The sequence below is a fragment of the Amycolatopsis sp. FDAARGOS 1241 genome (genome assembly GCF_016889705.1).
Classification (GTDB): domain Bacteria; phylum Actinomycetota; class Actinomycetes; order Mycobacteriales; family Pseudonocardiaceae; genus Amycolatopsis.
In genome coordinates, this window is sequence record NZ_CP069526.1 from 7,440,111 (window position 1) to 7,454,752 (window position 14,642).

The window sequence follows — 14,642 nt, forward strand, 5'->3', positions numbered from 1 at the left end:
TAGACCAATCTCGGTGTCAAGGAACGGTTCGACAGGCCCATACGAAAGTCGCGGTGCGCCGGGCGGCAGAATGCTCGCCACGGGACACCGAGAAGGATCAGGAGCCTGTTGTGAGCGTGCAGTCGGTCGAGGAGCGCATCGCCGGAGAGCTGGGGGTGCGCGAAGGGCAGGTCAAGGCGGCCGTCGACCTCCTCGACGGGGGGTCGACCGTGCCGTTCATCGCCCGGTACCGCAAAGAGGTCACGGGAATGCTCGACGACGCGCAGCTGCGCACGCTCGAAGAGCGCCTGCGCTACCTGCGCGAGCTCGACGAGCGCCGCGTGGCGGTGCTGGAGTCGATCCGGAGCCAGGGCAAGCTCGACGAAGCCCTCGAAGCCCAGATCATGGCCGCGGACACCAAGTCGCGGCTCGAGGACATCTACCTGCCCTACAAGCCGAAGCGGCGGACGAAGGCGCAGATCGCCCGCGAGGCGGGCCTGGAGCCGCTGGCCGACGGCCTCTTGAGCGACCCGTCGACCGACCCGCAGGCGGCCGCCGCGGTCTTCGTCGACGCGGACAAGGGCGTGGCCGACGCGCAAGCCGCGCTCGACGGCGCACGCGCCATTCTCGTGGAGCGCTTCGCCGAGGACGCCGACCTGATCGGCGAGCTGCGCGAGAAGATGTGGGCGGAGGGCCACCTCGCGTCGAAGGTCCGCGCGGGCAAGGAGACCGACGGCGCCAAGTTCGCCGACTACTTCGACTTCTCCGAGCCGTACACGAAGCTCCCCTCGCACCGCATCCTCGCGATGCTGCGCGGCGAGAAGGAGGAGATCCTCGACCTGTCGATGGAGCCGGAAGAGCCGAAGGCCGAGGACGCGGAGCCGCGGGTCGGGCCCACGGAGTACGAGCAGCGGATCGCACAGAAGTTCGGCATCAAGCAGGACGGCCGTCCGGCCGACAAGTGGCTCGGCGACACCGTACGCTGGGCCTGGCGCACGAAGATCCTGCTGCACCTGGGCATCGACCTGCGGATGCGGCTGCGCCAGTCGGCGGAGGACGACGCCGTGCGCGTGTTCGCGGCCAACCTGCGCGACCTGCTGCTGGCCGCTCCGGCCGGCACGCGCACGACGATGGGCCTCGACCCGGGCTTCCGCACCGGCGTGAAGGTGGCCGTGGTGGACGCGACCGGCAAGGTCGTCGACACGCACGTGATCTACCCGCACCAGCCGGCGAACAAGTGGGACCAGTCGATCGCCGAGCTGGCCGCGCTCGCCGCCAAGCACAACGTGGAACTCATCTCGATCGGCAACGGCACGGCCTCGCGCGAGACCGACAAGCTGGCGGTCGAGCTGATCAAGAAGCACCCGGACCTGAAGCTCACCAAGGCCGTGGTCAGCGAGGCGGGCGCGTCGGTGTACTCGGCGTCGGCGTTCGCGTCGCAGGAGCTGCCGGGCATGGACGTGTCGCTGCGCGGCGCCGTCTCGATCGCGCGCCGGCTGCAGGACCCGCTGGCCGAGCTCGTGAAGATCGACCCGAAGTCGATCGGCGTCGGGCAGTACCAGCACGACCTGTCCGAGGTGTCGCTGTCGCGCTCGCTCGACGCGGTGGTGGAGGACTGCGTGAACGCCGTGGGCGTCGACGTGAACACCGCATCCGCTCCCCTGCTCACGCGCGTTTCGGGCATCACGACGTCGCTGGCGGAGAACATCGTCGCTCACCGCGACACAAACGGTCCGTTCACCACGCGCACGGCGCTCAAGGAGGTCGCGCGGCTCGGGCCGAAGGCGTTCGAGCAGTGCGCGGGCTTCCTGCGCATCCCGGACGGCGACGACCCCCTCGACTCGTCCGCGGTGCACCCCGAGGCCTACCCCGTGGTCCGGCGGATCCTCGACAGCACCGGCTCGGGCATCCGCGAGCTGATCGGCAACGCGCGCACGCTGCAGGCGCTCAAGCCCGCCGACTTCGTGGACGAGACCTTCGGGCTCCCGACCGTCACGGACATCCTGAGCGAGCTCGAAAAGCCCGGCCGCGACCCGCGCCCGGCCTTCAAGACGGCCACGTTCGCCGAGGGCGTCGACAAGATCTCCGACCTCAAGCCGGGCATGCGCCTGGAGGGCGTGGTCACGAACGTGGCGGCCTTCGGCGCGTTCATCGACGTCGGGGTGCACCAGGACGGCCTCGCGCACGTGTCGGCCCTGTCGAAGAACTTCGTGAAGGACCCGCGCGACGTCGTGAAGCCGGGTGACATCGTGAAGGTGAAGGTGCTCGACGTCGACGTGCCGCGCAAGCGGATCTCGCTGACGCTGCGCCTGGACGACGAGCCGGGCGCCTCGTCGCAGGACCGCCGCGGCGGCGGCGGTGGCGGCCGGGACCGCGGCCAGGGCGGCGGCCAGCGCCGTGGCGGCGGCCAGCAGCAGAACCGCGGCGGCGGCCAGCGCCGCGGCGGCCAGCCGCAGACCGGCGGCGGCGCCATGGCCGACGCGCTGCGCCGGGCCGGGTTCGGCAAGTAGGTCTCAGCGAAAGCCGCCTCCCCCGGGGTGCTCGGGGGAGGCGGCTTTTCGTTGTGCTGCTTACGGGTTCATCTCGTAAGCACCCGACAGCTCACGTACCATCGTCCACACGCGAGCGAACCGGTCGGCGTCCACGAGGGGCTTGCGCAGCGCCGCCAGCGCGATCTCCTGCTGCTTCGCGGTCGAACTCGCCTTGCCGATGAGGTCGACCGCGGCCGCGCTGAAGTCCTGCACCAGCACGGCGAAGAGCTGGTCGAGCACGTCGTCGGAAGCCGCCATCAGCTCGGCCTGCTCGAGGATCAGCTGGCCGTAGACGACGAGGGTGAACAATTCCGTCAGCGCGAGCCCGAAGTCGAGGTCGGCTTGCTGTGCCTCGTCGGGCGAGGCTTCGGCGAGCAGGCGCACGAGGTGCTCGGCCTGCTCGCCGAACAGGGCGACGTTCGGGATGCGAGCGGCGCGGGCGTAGGCCGTTTTCCAGTCGTGGAAGCGCACCTTGGACAGGCCGCGAGCCGGGCCCTGGCGGAAGAGGAATTCGTCGTCCGCGGCGTCGGTGCGGGTCGGCACCGGGGCGTGGTCCTGGGGCGCGAAGAGGTAGTTCGGCATGAACTTCGCGATGAGGGCGAGGTTCACCGCCACCGTGCCCTCGAGCTTGGGCAGGCCGTCGATGTCGTTCTTGGCCATCGCGAGGTAGGTGTCGGCCTCGAAGCCCTTCGCGGCGACGACGTCGGCGACCAAGCCGATCACCTTCTGCGCCTGCGTGGTCACCTTCATCTTGGTGATCGGGTTGTAGAGCAGGTAGCGGCGGTCGTCCGGACCAGCCGAGCGGAAGTAGTCCACGGCACGGTCGGAGAAGAGCTTCATGCCGATCAGCCGCGCGTAGGCCTCCACGAACTCGCGGCGCACGTGCGGGAAGTCGGTGACCGGCTTGCCGTACAGGATCCGGTTGTGGGCGTGGGTGATCGCCTCGTACAGCGAGTGCGTGGCCATGCCGATGCCGCCGAAGCACAGGTTGAACTTGCCGATGTTCACGGTGTTGAGCGCGGCGCTGAACGCCTCCGCGCCGACGTGCAGGAGGTCCTCGGCGTGCACCGGGTAGTCCTCGAGCCGGAACTCGGCGACGAACATCTGCGAGGGCACGATGTTCTTCACCAGGCGGTAGGCCGGGTGCTCGGAGTCGGCGTAGAAGAACACGTACTGGTCGGGACCTTCGACGCCGTCGATGCGGCCGAACACCGACACGGTGCGGGCGATGTTGCCGTTGCCGATGTAGTACTTCGAGCCGTTCGCGCGGTAGCCGCCCTCGCCGTCGGGCGTGAGCACGAGGTCCGACGAGTAGATGTCGGCGCCGTGGTCCTTTTCGGACAGTCCGAACGCGGCGGCGCCGCCCGCGGAAAGCGCGGCGGCGGCACGCTTTCGGGCGTGTTCGTTGGCGCTCTGCCACACCGGCCCGAGGCCGAGGATGGTGACCTGCCAGGGGTACCAGTAGTTGAGGCCGTAGAAGCCGAGGAGCTCCGACACGGCGGCGACGCGGCTGGTGTCCCAGCGCTTGTCGGGATTGCCGTCGGCTTCGGCCGCCGGGGTCAGGAAAGTCGAGAACAGGCCTTCCCGCCCGGCGAATTCGAGGAAGTCCGCGTAGAAGGTGCGGTTGTGGTAGTCCTCGGTCAGCTTGCGCTTGCCGCGGGTCTCGAACCACCCGATCGTGGCGAGCAGCAGGCGCCGGGTCTCCGGGTCGAAGGACTTCGGGTCGTACGCCCGCGGGTTCAGCAGCATGGCACTCCTCCGTGATTACCGACGGGTAACTTAGCAAGGTGGCGGGAGTGCGGGCAAACTCACTCGGCGGTTCGGGCACGGGCAGTTATACTGATCTTGCGGTCCGCACAGTTCTGCCTCGGACCGCCCTCGTTGTCAGTACCACGCGCCGCGGCCCCCCGAGGTCTGCGCCGGGCAGGACAACCCTTCTCACGTATGGAGAACCGGGGCGCCCCGCGCCCGCACGCACCTATGACCACTTTCACCGAACTCGGCCTGTCCCTGCCCCTCGTCGACGCGCTGGCCGCGCAGGGAGTCACCGCACCGTTCCCGATCCAGGAAGCGACACTGCCGCACACGCTCGCCGGGCGCGACGTGCTCGGCCGCGGCCGCACCGGCTCGGGCAAGACGTACGGCTTCGCGCTGCCCGTGCTGGCGCGCCTGTCCGGCGGCCCGACGCGGCGGCGCCCCGGCCGGCCGCGCGCGCTGATCCTGGCGCCGACGCGCGAACTCGCCACGCAGATCGACGCCACGCTCCAGCCGCTCGCGAAGGTGCTGGGCCTGAAGACCACCACGATCTTCGGCGGCGTGAGCGCCGTCCCGCAGGTCACGAAGCTGCGCGACGGCGTGGACATCGTCGTCGCGTGCCCCGGCCGACTGGCCGACCACATGCGCTCGGGTGAGGTGAAGCTCGACCGGATCGAGATCACCGTACTCGACGAAGCCGACCACATGGCCGACCTCGGCTTCCTGCCCGAGGTCCGCCGCATCATGGCCGCGACCCCCGAGCACGGCCAGCGGCTGCTGTTCTCCGCGACGCTCGACCGCGGCGTCGACGTGCTGGTCAAGCAGTTCCTGCACGACCCGGTGACCCACAGCGTCGACTCGGCCCAGTCGCCGGTCACGACGATGACGCACCACGTGCTGCACCTCGATGAGACGCACCGGCTGCCGGTGCTCGTCGACCTGACGGCCGCGCCCGGGCGCACGCTGGTGTTCACGCGCACAAAGCACCGCGCGAAGGCGCTGACGCGCAAGCTCGTCGCCAACGGGGTGCCGGCCGTCGAACTGCACGGCAACCTCGGGCAGAACGCGCGCACGCGCAACCTCGAGGCGTTCTCCTCGGGCACCGCGCGCACGCTCGTCGCCACCGACATCGCCGCCCGCGGCATCCACGTGGACGACGTCACGCTCGTCATCCACGCCGACCCGCCGGTCGAGCACAAGGCCTACCTGCACCGCTCCGGCCGCACCGCGCGGGCGGGCGCGTCGGGCACCGTGATCACGCTGATGACCGACGACCAGGTCGCCGACGTCCGCGACCTCACCCGCAAGGCCGGCATCAAACCCACGACCACCCAGATCGGCCCCGGCCACCCGCTGCTGACGGAGCTCGCCCCCGGCGAACGCACCTTCAGCCGCCGCCCGGCCGTGGACAACCGGCCGAAGAAGGTCACGGCGTCCGGCGCCGACCCCACCGCCCCGCGCTCCGGCAGCTCGGGTCGCCGCGGCGGCCCCTCCGCGGACAACCGCGGCGGCCGGGGCGCCCGCGCCGCCGCCCGCCGCCAGGACGACTCGCCGAGCCGCACCCGCCCCACCCGCGGCGGCACCGCTCGCGATGGCGCTCCTTCGGGCCGCAGCCGCACCGCCACCCCCGGCGACGGCGGCGCAGGCCGTTCGACCCGCGCCGGCACTTCCGGCAACGGTCGCGCCGCCCGCACCGGCGCTTCCGGCACCGCCGGCCGTTCCGCTCGCACGAGCAACGGCCGCGGCACATCCGCCCGCCAACAGGGCGAGCCGCGCCAGAACCGCAACGGCTCCGGCCAGCCCCAGGGCAACCGCACCCAGAAGCCGAATCGCGGCGCCGCGGCTTTCTCCGCGGGCACCCGCGCCGGCTCCCGCCGCGGCGGCCGCTGAGCCAAGTCCGCGGCCCGCTGGTTCACCCCAGCGGGCCGGTCCGGCCTTCGGCACACCACGCAGTGCGGTGGCCGCCGGCCTCGGCGGTACCGGTCCAGCTGGTTCGGATTCCCGGAAATCGCAGCCCGATCCCGACGTAGGTCGCCTGGACCGCAAGCGTTTGCGCGACCACGCCTTCGACCGAGCCGTCAGAGGACGGTGGCGAGGGCGAGCGCCGGCGGGAACCCGCCCAGCACCACGAGCACCGCGATGTTCGTCTTCTTGTACTGCACCAGCAGGGCCACGAACTCGCGCAAGAAGGCGCTCGGCACGAAGTACGACGCGGTCTTCGCGCCGATGACGTCGAGCTTCAACCCGAGCCGCCGGGCGAGGACGGCGGTGCGGAAGACGTGGTAGTTGTTCGTCACGGCCAGGAAGCGGCCGGAGATGCCGTGGTGGTGCAGGACGTCGACGCTGAAGCGGAGGTTCTCGTCGGTCGTCGTGGCGCGGTCTTCCAGCAGCACGGCCGAACGCGGGACGCCGGAGTTCTCCAGGTACGACGCCATGGCGGCGGCTTCCGACGTGAGTTCGTCGCTGCCCCGGCCGCCGGACACGACGACGACCGCGTCGGGGGACCGTCGGAGGACCTGGGCGCCGCGGTCGAGGCGGCTGGCGAGCAGGGGCGGGACGCGGTCGCCGAGGAGGCCGGAGCCCAGGACGATCACCGCGTCGGCGCGGGCGCGGCGGTTCACGCGGCTGTAGAGCACGGAGTACAGCAGCAGCGCGGTGAACACGAACGCCAGGTACGCCGACACCAGCAGCGCCGAGGCCGCCAGCACGAGCAGCCACGATTCGCGCAGGAACACGAGCGCCGCGAGTGTCACCACGAAGATCCCCAGCATCGCGAGGCCGGCCAGCAGCGACAGCATGTTCGCCGGCCGGTGCCCCTCGCGGCGCCACATCACGACGCCGTTGGCGATCAGCGCCCACGGCAGTACGAGCGCGGACATCGCCGCCACCACGCCGACGACGATCAGCACCACCACCTGCACCCACACGAGCCCGGCAGTGAGGCTGAACAACCACAGCGCGGTGAACAGGAGCGCGATCGCGAACCACACGGCGTTGCCGAACCGGCGGGGCTCGCGCAGGAAGCGCACGACGAAGATCAGATCGGCGATCAACGCCAGGATCCCGGGGGCCACGATCGGACATTGTGCTGGACGCCCGTTGCCCCGTTCGGACGAGCCCCTCACTACAGCGACGACGTGAGGCCCCGCGCCCGCAGCACCATCCGCTCCAGCGGCCGGAACACCAGCAGTTCGATGCCGATCCCGACGAGCAGGATCAGGAAGATCGCCGCGATCACCGTCTCGATCGCGTTGAGCGACGAGCCCTGGTTCAGGTACGCGCCGAGTCCCACGCCCAGCTGCGGCGACAGCGCGATCAGCTCCGCCGCCATCAGCGAACGCCACGAGAACGCCCACCCCTGCTTCAACCCGGCCAGGAACCCGGGCAACGCGGCGGGCAGCAGGATGTGCCGGGCCGCCGACAGCCGGCGCGCCCCCATCACCTGGCCGACGCGCGGCAGGATCGGCGGGATCTGGTCGATGCCCGACACGAGCCCGTTGGCGATCGACGGCACCGAACCCAGCAGCACGACGAAGTAGATCGCCGCGTCGTTGATGCCGAACCACAGGATCGCGGCCGGCACCCACGCCACCGACGGCAGGCTCTGCAGGCCCGTCAGCAGCGGCCCGATCGCCGCGCGCACCACGCGCACCTTGGCAACGAGCAAGCCCAGCGGAGTCCCGATCAGCACCCCCGCGGCGAACCCGAGCGCGGCGCGGTGCACCGATGTCCAGATGAACCCGAACACCTCGCCGTCAGTGAGCCGGCTCCAGAACTCGTGCCACACGGCCAGCGGCGCGGGCAACTGTGCCTCCGGCCAGAACGCCGCCGCCCACAGGATCTGCCACACCACCACGAGCAGCACGAGCGCGAGCACGGGCGGCAGGAACCCCCACGCGAACCGCCGCCAGAACGACGGACGGCGCTCCCCCACCGGGGCGTCGAGCGCGTCGAGGCCGGAGCCGACGGCGTCGAGCTCGTCGACCGCGGAACGGTCAGGCTGCGGCATGGGTGCTGATGACCTTTCGCAGGTGCCCCGTGATCTCGTCGGTCAGCTCTTCGGTGTCGGCCGACGCCACGTCGGTCCACTCGCGCACCACCCGGCCCGGCCGCGACGACAGCAGCACCACGCGCTGCCCCAGCCGCACGGCCTCGCGCACGTCGTGGGTCACGAACAGCACCGAAGTGCCGGTGCTGCGCCACACGCGCAGCAGCTCGCTCTGCAGCACGTCACGGGTGATGGCGTCGAGCGCGGCGAACGGCTCGTCCATCAGCAGCAGCGCCTGCTCGGTCTCGCCGCCGACCCGCTGCGTCGCGGCCAGCGCCCGCGCGAGCGCGACGCGCTGTCGCATGCCGCCGGACAGCTCGTGCGGCCGCTTCTTGCCGACGCCGTTCAGCCGCACGAGCTCCAGCAGCTCGGCGGCCTTGTGGCGGCGCTCGGCACGGCCGAACCCGGCCAGCCGCAGCGGCAGCTCGACGTTGCGGCTCGCCGTGAGCCACGGCATCAGCGCGGCTTCCTGGAACATCACGGCCGGCCGCGAGGTGTTGAGCGTGATCTCACCCGCCGACGGCGCGTCGAGCCCCGCGACGAGGTTCAGCAGCGTGCTCTTGCCGCAGCCGGACGCGCCGAGCAGGCACACGAACTCCCCCGGCGCGACGTCGAGGTCGACGCCGTCGAGCGCGACCACCGCGCGCCCGGCGGGGCCGAACGCCTTGCCCACGCCGGACAGGTGCACGGCGGCGGTGCCGGTGAAGTCCGTACGGTCATCGGGGAGGGTGACGGTCATCCGCTCGCTACCTCTCTCACTTGGCCAGGTCGCCGGATTCGACGGCGGGGAGTTTCGCGTCCTTCAGCACGTCGTTGAGCGGGCCGAAGTCGGCGAAGCCCTTCAGCGACACCGCGGACTTGGCGATCCCCGCCGTGACGGAGTCCTGGGCCAGCTGCGGGAACTGGCCCGGGATCGGGTCCGTGGTGAGCTCGATGCCGGAGAACGCGCGGTCGAGCACGGCCGGGCTCAGGGAGCTGCCCGCCAGCTTCTTCAGGGCGCCGTTCACGACGGTCTTCGCTTCGCCGGGGTTCGCCTTTGCCCAGTCGATCGCGGCGAGCTCGCCCTTGAGCACCGCGCGAACCGTGTCCGGGTGCTGCTGCAGGAACTCACTGCGCACGATCACCACGGTCGTCGGGAAGCGGCCCTGCGGCCACAGCGACTTCTCGTCCACCAGCACCTTCGCGCCGGCGTCGAGCACGAGCCGCGACGACCACGGCTCGGGCAGCCAGCCGCCGTCGACGTCGCCCTTGCGGAACGCGTCGAGCGTCTTCGGGTTGTCCATCGTAGTGACGGTGACCTGGCCGGTCAGCTTCTTGCCGGCGAGGAACTTCTTGAGGGCGACGTCCTGGGTGTTGCCGAGCTGCGGTGTGGTCAACGTCTTGCCCTTGAGCTGGTCGACGCTGGTGATACCGGGCTTGACCACGAGCTGCGCCCCGGCGGACACCGCGCCGGAGACCAGCTGGATGGCGCCGGCGGACTTGCTGAACGCCGTGATGGCCGGCCCGGAACCGATGAACGCCATGTCGAGCGACTTCCCGAGCAGTGCGTTGACCTCGTCGGGTCCCGCGTTGAAGGTTTGGGTGGTGAGCTTCGTCTTCCCCAGCTGCTGGGTGAAGAAGCCCTTCTCGACGCCGATCAGCGCCGGCGCGTGCGTGACGTTCGGGAAGTAGCCGAGCCGGACCTCGGTGGCCGCGCCCTCGTTCTGCGCTTGCTCCTGCGGCCGCTCCGCGCGCGAACACCCGGCGAGGACGCCTGCCATGGACAGCGCGGTCAGCGCGGCGGCCAGCAAGCGGGTTCTGCGGTGGGTGCGCACGTCGGGATCGCCCTTTCACGGATGTGGTGTCGGGCGGAGGTTCGCATGTCTGCGCACGAGGCCGCACCGACATCCGCATGCCGAGAAATCTCGTGGGCGCCTCTTGACAGAGCCCGTGACCGTGGTTATCGGCTGCGGGGAGACGTTCGTCGCGGTCGCTTCCCGGGAACACCCCGGAGAGGAATCATGACTCGGGCCGCACGAAGAAGGGACGATTACGACGTGAACGAGCCTGTGAGCGAACCAGTCACCACTGCGCGGCGGGCGGATGCCGGGCCGAGCGCCGGCGAGGCGAGCGCATGAGCGGGATCGACGCCGATGTCTTCGGGGGGCGCATGCCCTCCGGGGCCGGCGACCTCGCGATCGAGACGCACGGCATCACACCCGTGCCGGAGGGTAACCGCTTCGGCCGGCCGTGGCGGCTCGCGAGCGTCTGGTTCGCGCCGAACCTCACCATGACCGCCGTGTTCACCGGCACGCTCGGTTCGACGCTGGGGCTCGGCTTCACCACGGGGTTCATCGTCGCGCTGATCGGCACGGTCCTCGGCTCACTGCCGCCCGCGTACCTGTCGACCTGGGGCCCGCGCACCGGCACCGGACAGCTGCCGCTCGCGCGCCTGCCGTTCGGGCGCGGGGTCGTGCTGCCGGGGCTCGTGCAGTGGCTCGGGTCGATCGCGTGGGACGCGCTGGTCGGCCTGTTCGGCGGTGAGGCGCTGGCCGAGCTCACGGGCCTGCCGTTCTGGGCCGCCGTGCTGCTCGTGCTTGTGCTGCAGTGCGCGCTCGGGGTGTTCGGGTACGCCGTGATCCACCGCGTGCAGGCCGTGATGAGCGCGGTGCTGGTGGTCGCGTTCGTGGCGCTCGCGGTGAAGGTCGTGCTCGACCACCCGATCACGTTCACCGACTCCGCGACGGGCGGTGACTTCGCTGGCGCCGTGGTGCTGTTCTCGACGATCACGCTCAGCCTCGCCATCTCGTGGGCGCCCTACGCGGCCGACTTCAGCCGCTACCTGCCGGCGGACACCAAGCCGGCTGGGGTCTTCTGGTTCACCCTGCTCGGGCTCACCGCGTCGTACGCGCTGGGTGAAGGCATCGGGCTCGCGCTGGGATCGGCGCTCGGCGACCAGACGGCCGCCGGGGTGTCGCAGCTGGTCGGCGGCGGGGTCGTCGGCGCGCTCGCGTTGCTGGTGATCGGGCTGGCCGCCGTGTCGTCCAACGCGATGAACGACTACAGCGGTTCGCTCGCGCTGCAGACGGTGGGCGTGCGGCTGCGCCGTCCGGTGTCGGCGGTGGTGGTGACGGTGCTGGCGTTCGCGCTCATCCTGTGGATGCACAGCGGTGACCTGTCGGCGAAGTTCGAGAACGTGCTGCTGTTCGTGAGCTACTGGATCCCGCCGTTCCTCGGTGTCGTGGTGCCCGACTGGCTGCGCCGCACGCGCGGCGGCCGGCGGTTCGACGTGCTGACCGAGCTGGCGAAGCCGGCCCGGTGGTGGCCGGCGGTGATCGCGTTCGTGGTGGGCTTCGCGGCGGCCGTGCCGTTCATGAACACCACCGTCTACACCGGACCGGTCGCGGCGGCGCTGCACGGAGCGGATCTGGCGTACTACGCCGGGTTCGTCGTTTCGCTGGTGGCGTACACGATCCTGCGCCGGTTGACCTCCAGTAAGGTGGAGGTCGCAGGCTGAAAGGTACCTACTCCAGGAGGTACCCATGCCAGCCGCCGTCATCACCGGCGCGTCCGCCGGTCTCGGCCGGGCCCTCGCCGCGGCCCTCGTCCGTCGTGAGTGGACGGTGCTCGGCACCGGCCGGGGCGAGGCCGCGCTGCGGGCCGCCGCCGACGAGCTCGGCTTCACCGCCGTGCCCGGCGACGTCACGGACCCCGCGCACCGCGCCGCCCTCGCCGAGGCCGCCGGGCCGAGGCTCGACCTGCTCGTGAACAACGCCAGCACGCTGGGCGTGAGCCCGCTGCCGCCGCTCGCGCAGTACCCCGACGACGAGCTGGCGGCCGTGTTCCGCACCAACGTCTTCGCACCGCTCGCCCTGGCGCGGTTGCTGCTGCCGGCGTTGACGGCGGCGCACGGCACGCTCGTTTCCGTGAGTTCCGACGCGGCCGTCGAACCGTACGAGGGCTGGGGCGCGTACGGCTCGGCGAAGGCCGCGCTCGACCACGCCACGGCCGTCCTCGGGGTGGAGAACCCCGCGGTCGCGGTGTACGCGGTCGACCCGGGTGATCTGCGCACGGCCATGCACCAGCTCGCGTTCCCGGGCGAGGACATTTCCGACCGGCCGCTGCCGGAGACGGCCGTGCCGGCGTTCCTGCGGCTGCTCGACGATCGCCCGGCCGGTGGCCGGTACCGCGCGGCCGACCTGCTCGAGGCGGTGCGTCCGTGAGACCGGTTCGGGGCGGTGCGCCGCGTACCCGCTTCACCCTGCCCGAGGACCTGTACGCCGCCGCGCCGCCCGAAGCGCGCGGGCTCGCCCGCGACGAGGTCCGCCTGCTGTTCGCCGGTCCGTCCGGCGTCCGGCACGCCGTTTTCCGCTCCCTCGGCGACTTCCTGCGCCCGGGCGACCTGCTGGTGGTCAACACGTCCGGCACGCTGCCCGCGGCCGTCGACGCGGTGCGCTCCGGCCAGGTCGTCGGCGTCCACTTCTCCACCGAACTCGACCACGACCTGTGGGTCGTCGAACTCCGCTCCCCCGGCGGCCCGCTGCTCGACGGCCGGCCGGGCGAGCTCCTGCGCTTGCCGGCGGGCGCGACTCTGACGCTGGACGCCCCCCACGTCCCGGGCGGGCGCCTGTGGCGTGCTCGCGTCGGCGTGGAGGGCGGCGTCGCCCAGTACCTGGCGCGGGTCGGGCGCCCGATCCGCTACGGCTACGTTCCGCGCACCTGGCCCCTGACCGACTACCAGACGGTGTTCGCCCTCGACCCGGGCTCGGCCGAAATGCCCAGCGCCGCCCGCCCGTTCACCGAAGCCCTGGTCACCCGCCTCGTTTCCCGCGGCGTCCTGTTCGCGCCGCTGCTCCTGCACACGGGCGTCTCCTCCCCGGAAGCGGGCGAACCCCCGTACGCCGAGCGCTTCCACGTCCCCGCGACGACCGCGGCGCTCGTCAACTGGGTGCGTGCACAGGGCGGGCGCATCATCGCCGTGGGGACCACCGCCGTGCGCGCCCTGGAATCGGCGGTCGTGGACGGGGCGGTGACGAGCGCGTCGGGGTGGACTTCGCTGGTGCTGGGGCCTGCGCACCCGGCCTCGGTCGTCGACGGCGTGATCTCGGGCCTGCACACCCCGGAGGCTTCGCACCTGCTGCTCCTGGAGGCGGTCGTCGGCCCTTCGCTCGTCCAACAGGCCTACGACGCGGCCGTCGAACGGCGGTACCTGTGGCACGAGTTCGGGGACGTGTCGCTGTTGCTGAAGCGGTGACTGTTCTCCGGTCCTTTGTGGACCTTCAAGCGCAACCGACTTTCCCTGCCGTTCCGCGCCGGCGGCGGTGGCGTCGTTGCGCTCACAGCCGGATGCCTGCCCACGGCGCGAACCCGGCCAGCGAGCCGGTGACGCGCCGCTCGGCGGCGGCCGGCGCACGCACGGTCTCGGTGACCGACGGGTGGTGGCGAGTGGCGTTCGGCGCGACCTTCCGCGCCGCGGTCAACTCGGCGAGCGCCCTTTCCCGGTTGCCGTGCAGCAGCCACGCCCGCGCCATGTCGATGTGGTGGTGCCCGACGCGCTCCGGACGACCGGGATCCACCACGGTCACCGACTCGGCGCGGCGCACGGCTTCGGTGGCGTCGTAGTTCTCGACGGGCGCCGCGAACCAGTGGACGACTATGTTCGTCACGCTCGCGTCCACGTTGTAATAGGGCGTCTCAGGCGGGTGGAATTCGTCGGCGAACGCACGCGGCTCGGACAAATACCCGTCGGCCTCGTTCGGGTCGCCGGCGCGCGCGGCGAGGATCGCCGAGCGCAGATCGAGCTGGATCGCGATGGCGCGGTCGGCCGGCCCGGCGGCGACGTGCCGGCGCGCACGGTCGAGAAGCCGCAGCCCGTTGCGGTAATCGCCGTGCTGGAGGTAGCGCGTGCTGCGGTGGTACGCGCTGATCGCGATGCGCAGCGGGTCGCCGGTGGCCGGCGCGAGCTGGATGTGGCGCTCGGACGCGATCGCAGCGAGGTCAGCCTGCCGAAACCGCCCGGCGACGGTCGCCGCCATCCGGTAGGCGTCGTGCAGGAACGCGCGCGCCTGCTCCCCGGCGTGGCCCCGCTCGTCGGCCAGAACGTACAGGTGGTGCAGCAGAGGGGGCAGCTCGGCGAGCACGTCGGCGTTGCGCAGCAAGAGAGCCTTCGCCGAGGTTTTCGTGAGGCGTCCGGCGATGGTGTCGAGGGTGAGCGGGTCCCCCTCAGGCCGGGGGTCGTCGTAGGCGTCGAGCGCACTGCGCAGCTCGGCGACACCGGCTGACTCCGCGCTCGGCTCGTCGAGCACCTCGTTTTCCCGGGTGCCGTACAGCGTGGCGACCTGATCCCGAGC

Annotated in this window: 11 protein-coding genes; 5 read left to right on the top strand and 6 right to left on the bottom strand. The window is 71.5% G+C overall.

Annotated features, from left to right (window positions below):
- Positions 1–110: 110 nt before the first annotated feature.
- Positions 111–2,489 carry a Tex family protein gene (locus I6J71_RS36210; protein ID WP_204090971.1) on the top strand — a complete coding sequence of 793 codons (2,379 nt, stop codon included), beginning with the start codon at positions 111–113 and terminating at the stop codon, positions 2,487–2,489.
- Positions 2,490–2,549: 60 nt separating this feature from the next.
- Here the strand turns inward: I6J71_RS36210 and I6J71_RS36215 are convergent, their stop codons facing one another.
- Positions 2,550–4,259, bottom strand: coding sequence for an acyl-CoA dehydrogenase (locus I6J71_RS36215; RefSeq protein WP_204090972.1), 1,710 nt, complete (start codon positions 4,257–4,259; stop codon positions 2,550–2,552).
- A 231-nt stretch (positions 4,260–4,490) separates the two neighbouring features.
- Here I6J71_RS36215 and I6J71_RS36220 point away from each other — a divergent pair, with 231 nt between their 5' ends.
- Positions 4,491–6,155 carry a DEAD/DEAH box helicase gene (locus I6J71_RS36220; protein WP_204090973.1) on the top strand — a complete coding sequence of 555 codons (1,665 nt, stop codon included), beginning with the start codon at positions 4,491–4,493 and terminating at the stop codon, positions 6,153–6,155.
- Between the two features lie 188 nt (positions 6,156–6,343).
- Here the strand turns inward: I6J71_RS36220 and I6J71_RS36225 are convergent, their stop codons facing one another.
- Genes I6J71_RS36225 through I6J71_RS36240 form a run of 4 tightly spaced genes read right to left on the bottom strand, consistent with a single transcriptional unit; the run spans position 6,344 to position 10,127 of the window.
- Positions 6,344–7,339 carry a YdcF family protein gene (locus I6J71_RS36225; RefSeq protein WP_204090974.1) on the bottom strand — a complete coding sequence of 332 codons (996 nt, stop codon included), beginning with the start codon at positions 7,337–7,339 and terminating at the stop codon, positions 6,344–6,346.
- A 50-nt stretch (positions 7,340–7,389) separates the two neighbouring features.
- Positions 7,390–8,274 carry an ABC transporter permease gene (locus tag I6J71_RS36230; protein ID WP_204090975.1) on the bottom strand — a complete coding sequence of 295 codons (885 nt, stop codon included), beginning with the start codon at positions 8,272–8,274 and terminating at the stop codon, positions 7,390–7,392.
- Positions 8,261–9,052, bottom strand: coding sequence for an ABC transporter ATP-binding protein (locus tag I6J71_RS36235; RefSeq protein WP_204090976.1), 792 nt, complete (start codon positions 9,050–9,052; stop codon positions 8,261–8,263). The genes I6J71_RS36230 and I6J71_RS36235 overlap by 14 nt, the downstream gene beginning before the upstream one ends.
- Positions 9,053–9,068: 16 nt before the next feature.
- Positions 9,069–10,127 carry an ABC transporter substrate-binding protein gene (locus tag I6J71_RS36240; protein ID WP_204090977.1) on the bottom strand — a complete coding sequence of 353 codons (1,059 nt, stop codon included), beginning with the start codon at positions 10,125–10,127 and terminating at the stop codon, positions 9,069–9,071.
- A gap of 299 nt (positions 10,128–10,426) precedes the next feature.
- Between I6J71_RS36240 and I6J71_RS36245 the strand changes: the two genes are divergently transcribed.
- Genes I6J71_RS36245 through I6J71_RS36255 form a run of 3 tightly spaced genes read left to right on the top strand, consistent with a single transcriptional unit; the run spans position 10,427 to position 13,546 of the window.
- Positions 10,427–11,809 carry a cytosine permease gene (locus I6J71_RS36245; protein WP_204090978.1) on the top strand — a complete coding sequence of 461 codons (1,383 nt, stop codon included), beginning with the start codon at positions 10,427–10,429 and terminating at the stop codon, positions 11,807–11,809.
- Between the two features lie 25 nt (positions 11,810–11,834).
- A complete protein-coding gene (locus I6J71_RS36250; RefSeq protein ID WP_204090979.1) occupies positions 11,835–12,515 on the top strand; it encodes an SDR family NAD(P)-dependent oxidoreductase in 681 nt (226 codons plus the stop codon).
- Positions 12,512–13,546: an S-adenosylmethionine:tRNA ribosyltransferase-isomerase gene (locus tag I6J71_RS36255; protein ID WP_204090980.1), complete on the top strand. Its 1,035-nt coding sequence runs from the start codon at positions 12,512–12,514 to the stop codon at positions 13,544–13,546. Before I6J71_RS36250 ends, I6J71_RS36255 begins: the two co-directional genes overlap by 4 nt.
- 82 nt (positions 13,547–13,628) lie before the next feature.
- Here the strand turns inward: I6J71_RS36255 and I6J71_RS36260 are convergent, their stop codons facing one another.
- A complete protein-coding gene (locus I6J71_RS36260) occupies positions 13,629–14,597 on the bottom strand; it encodes a hypothetical protein (protein WP_239154104.1) in 969 nt (322 codons plus the stop codon).
- Between the last annotated feature and the right edge of the window lie 45 nt (positions 14,598–14,642).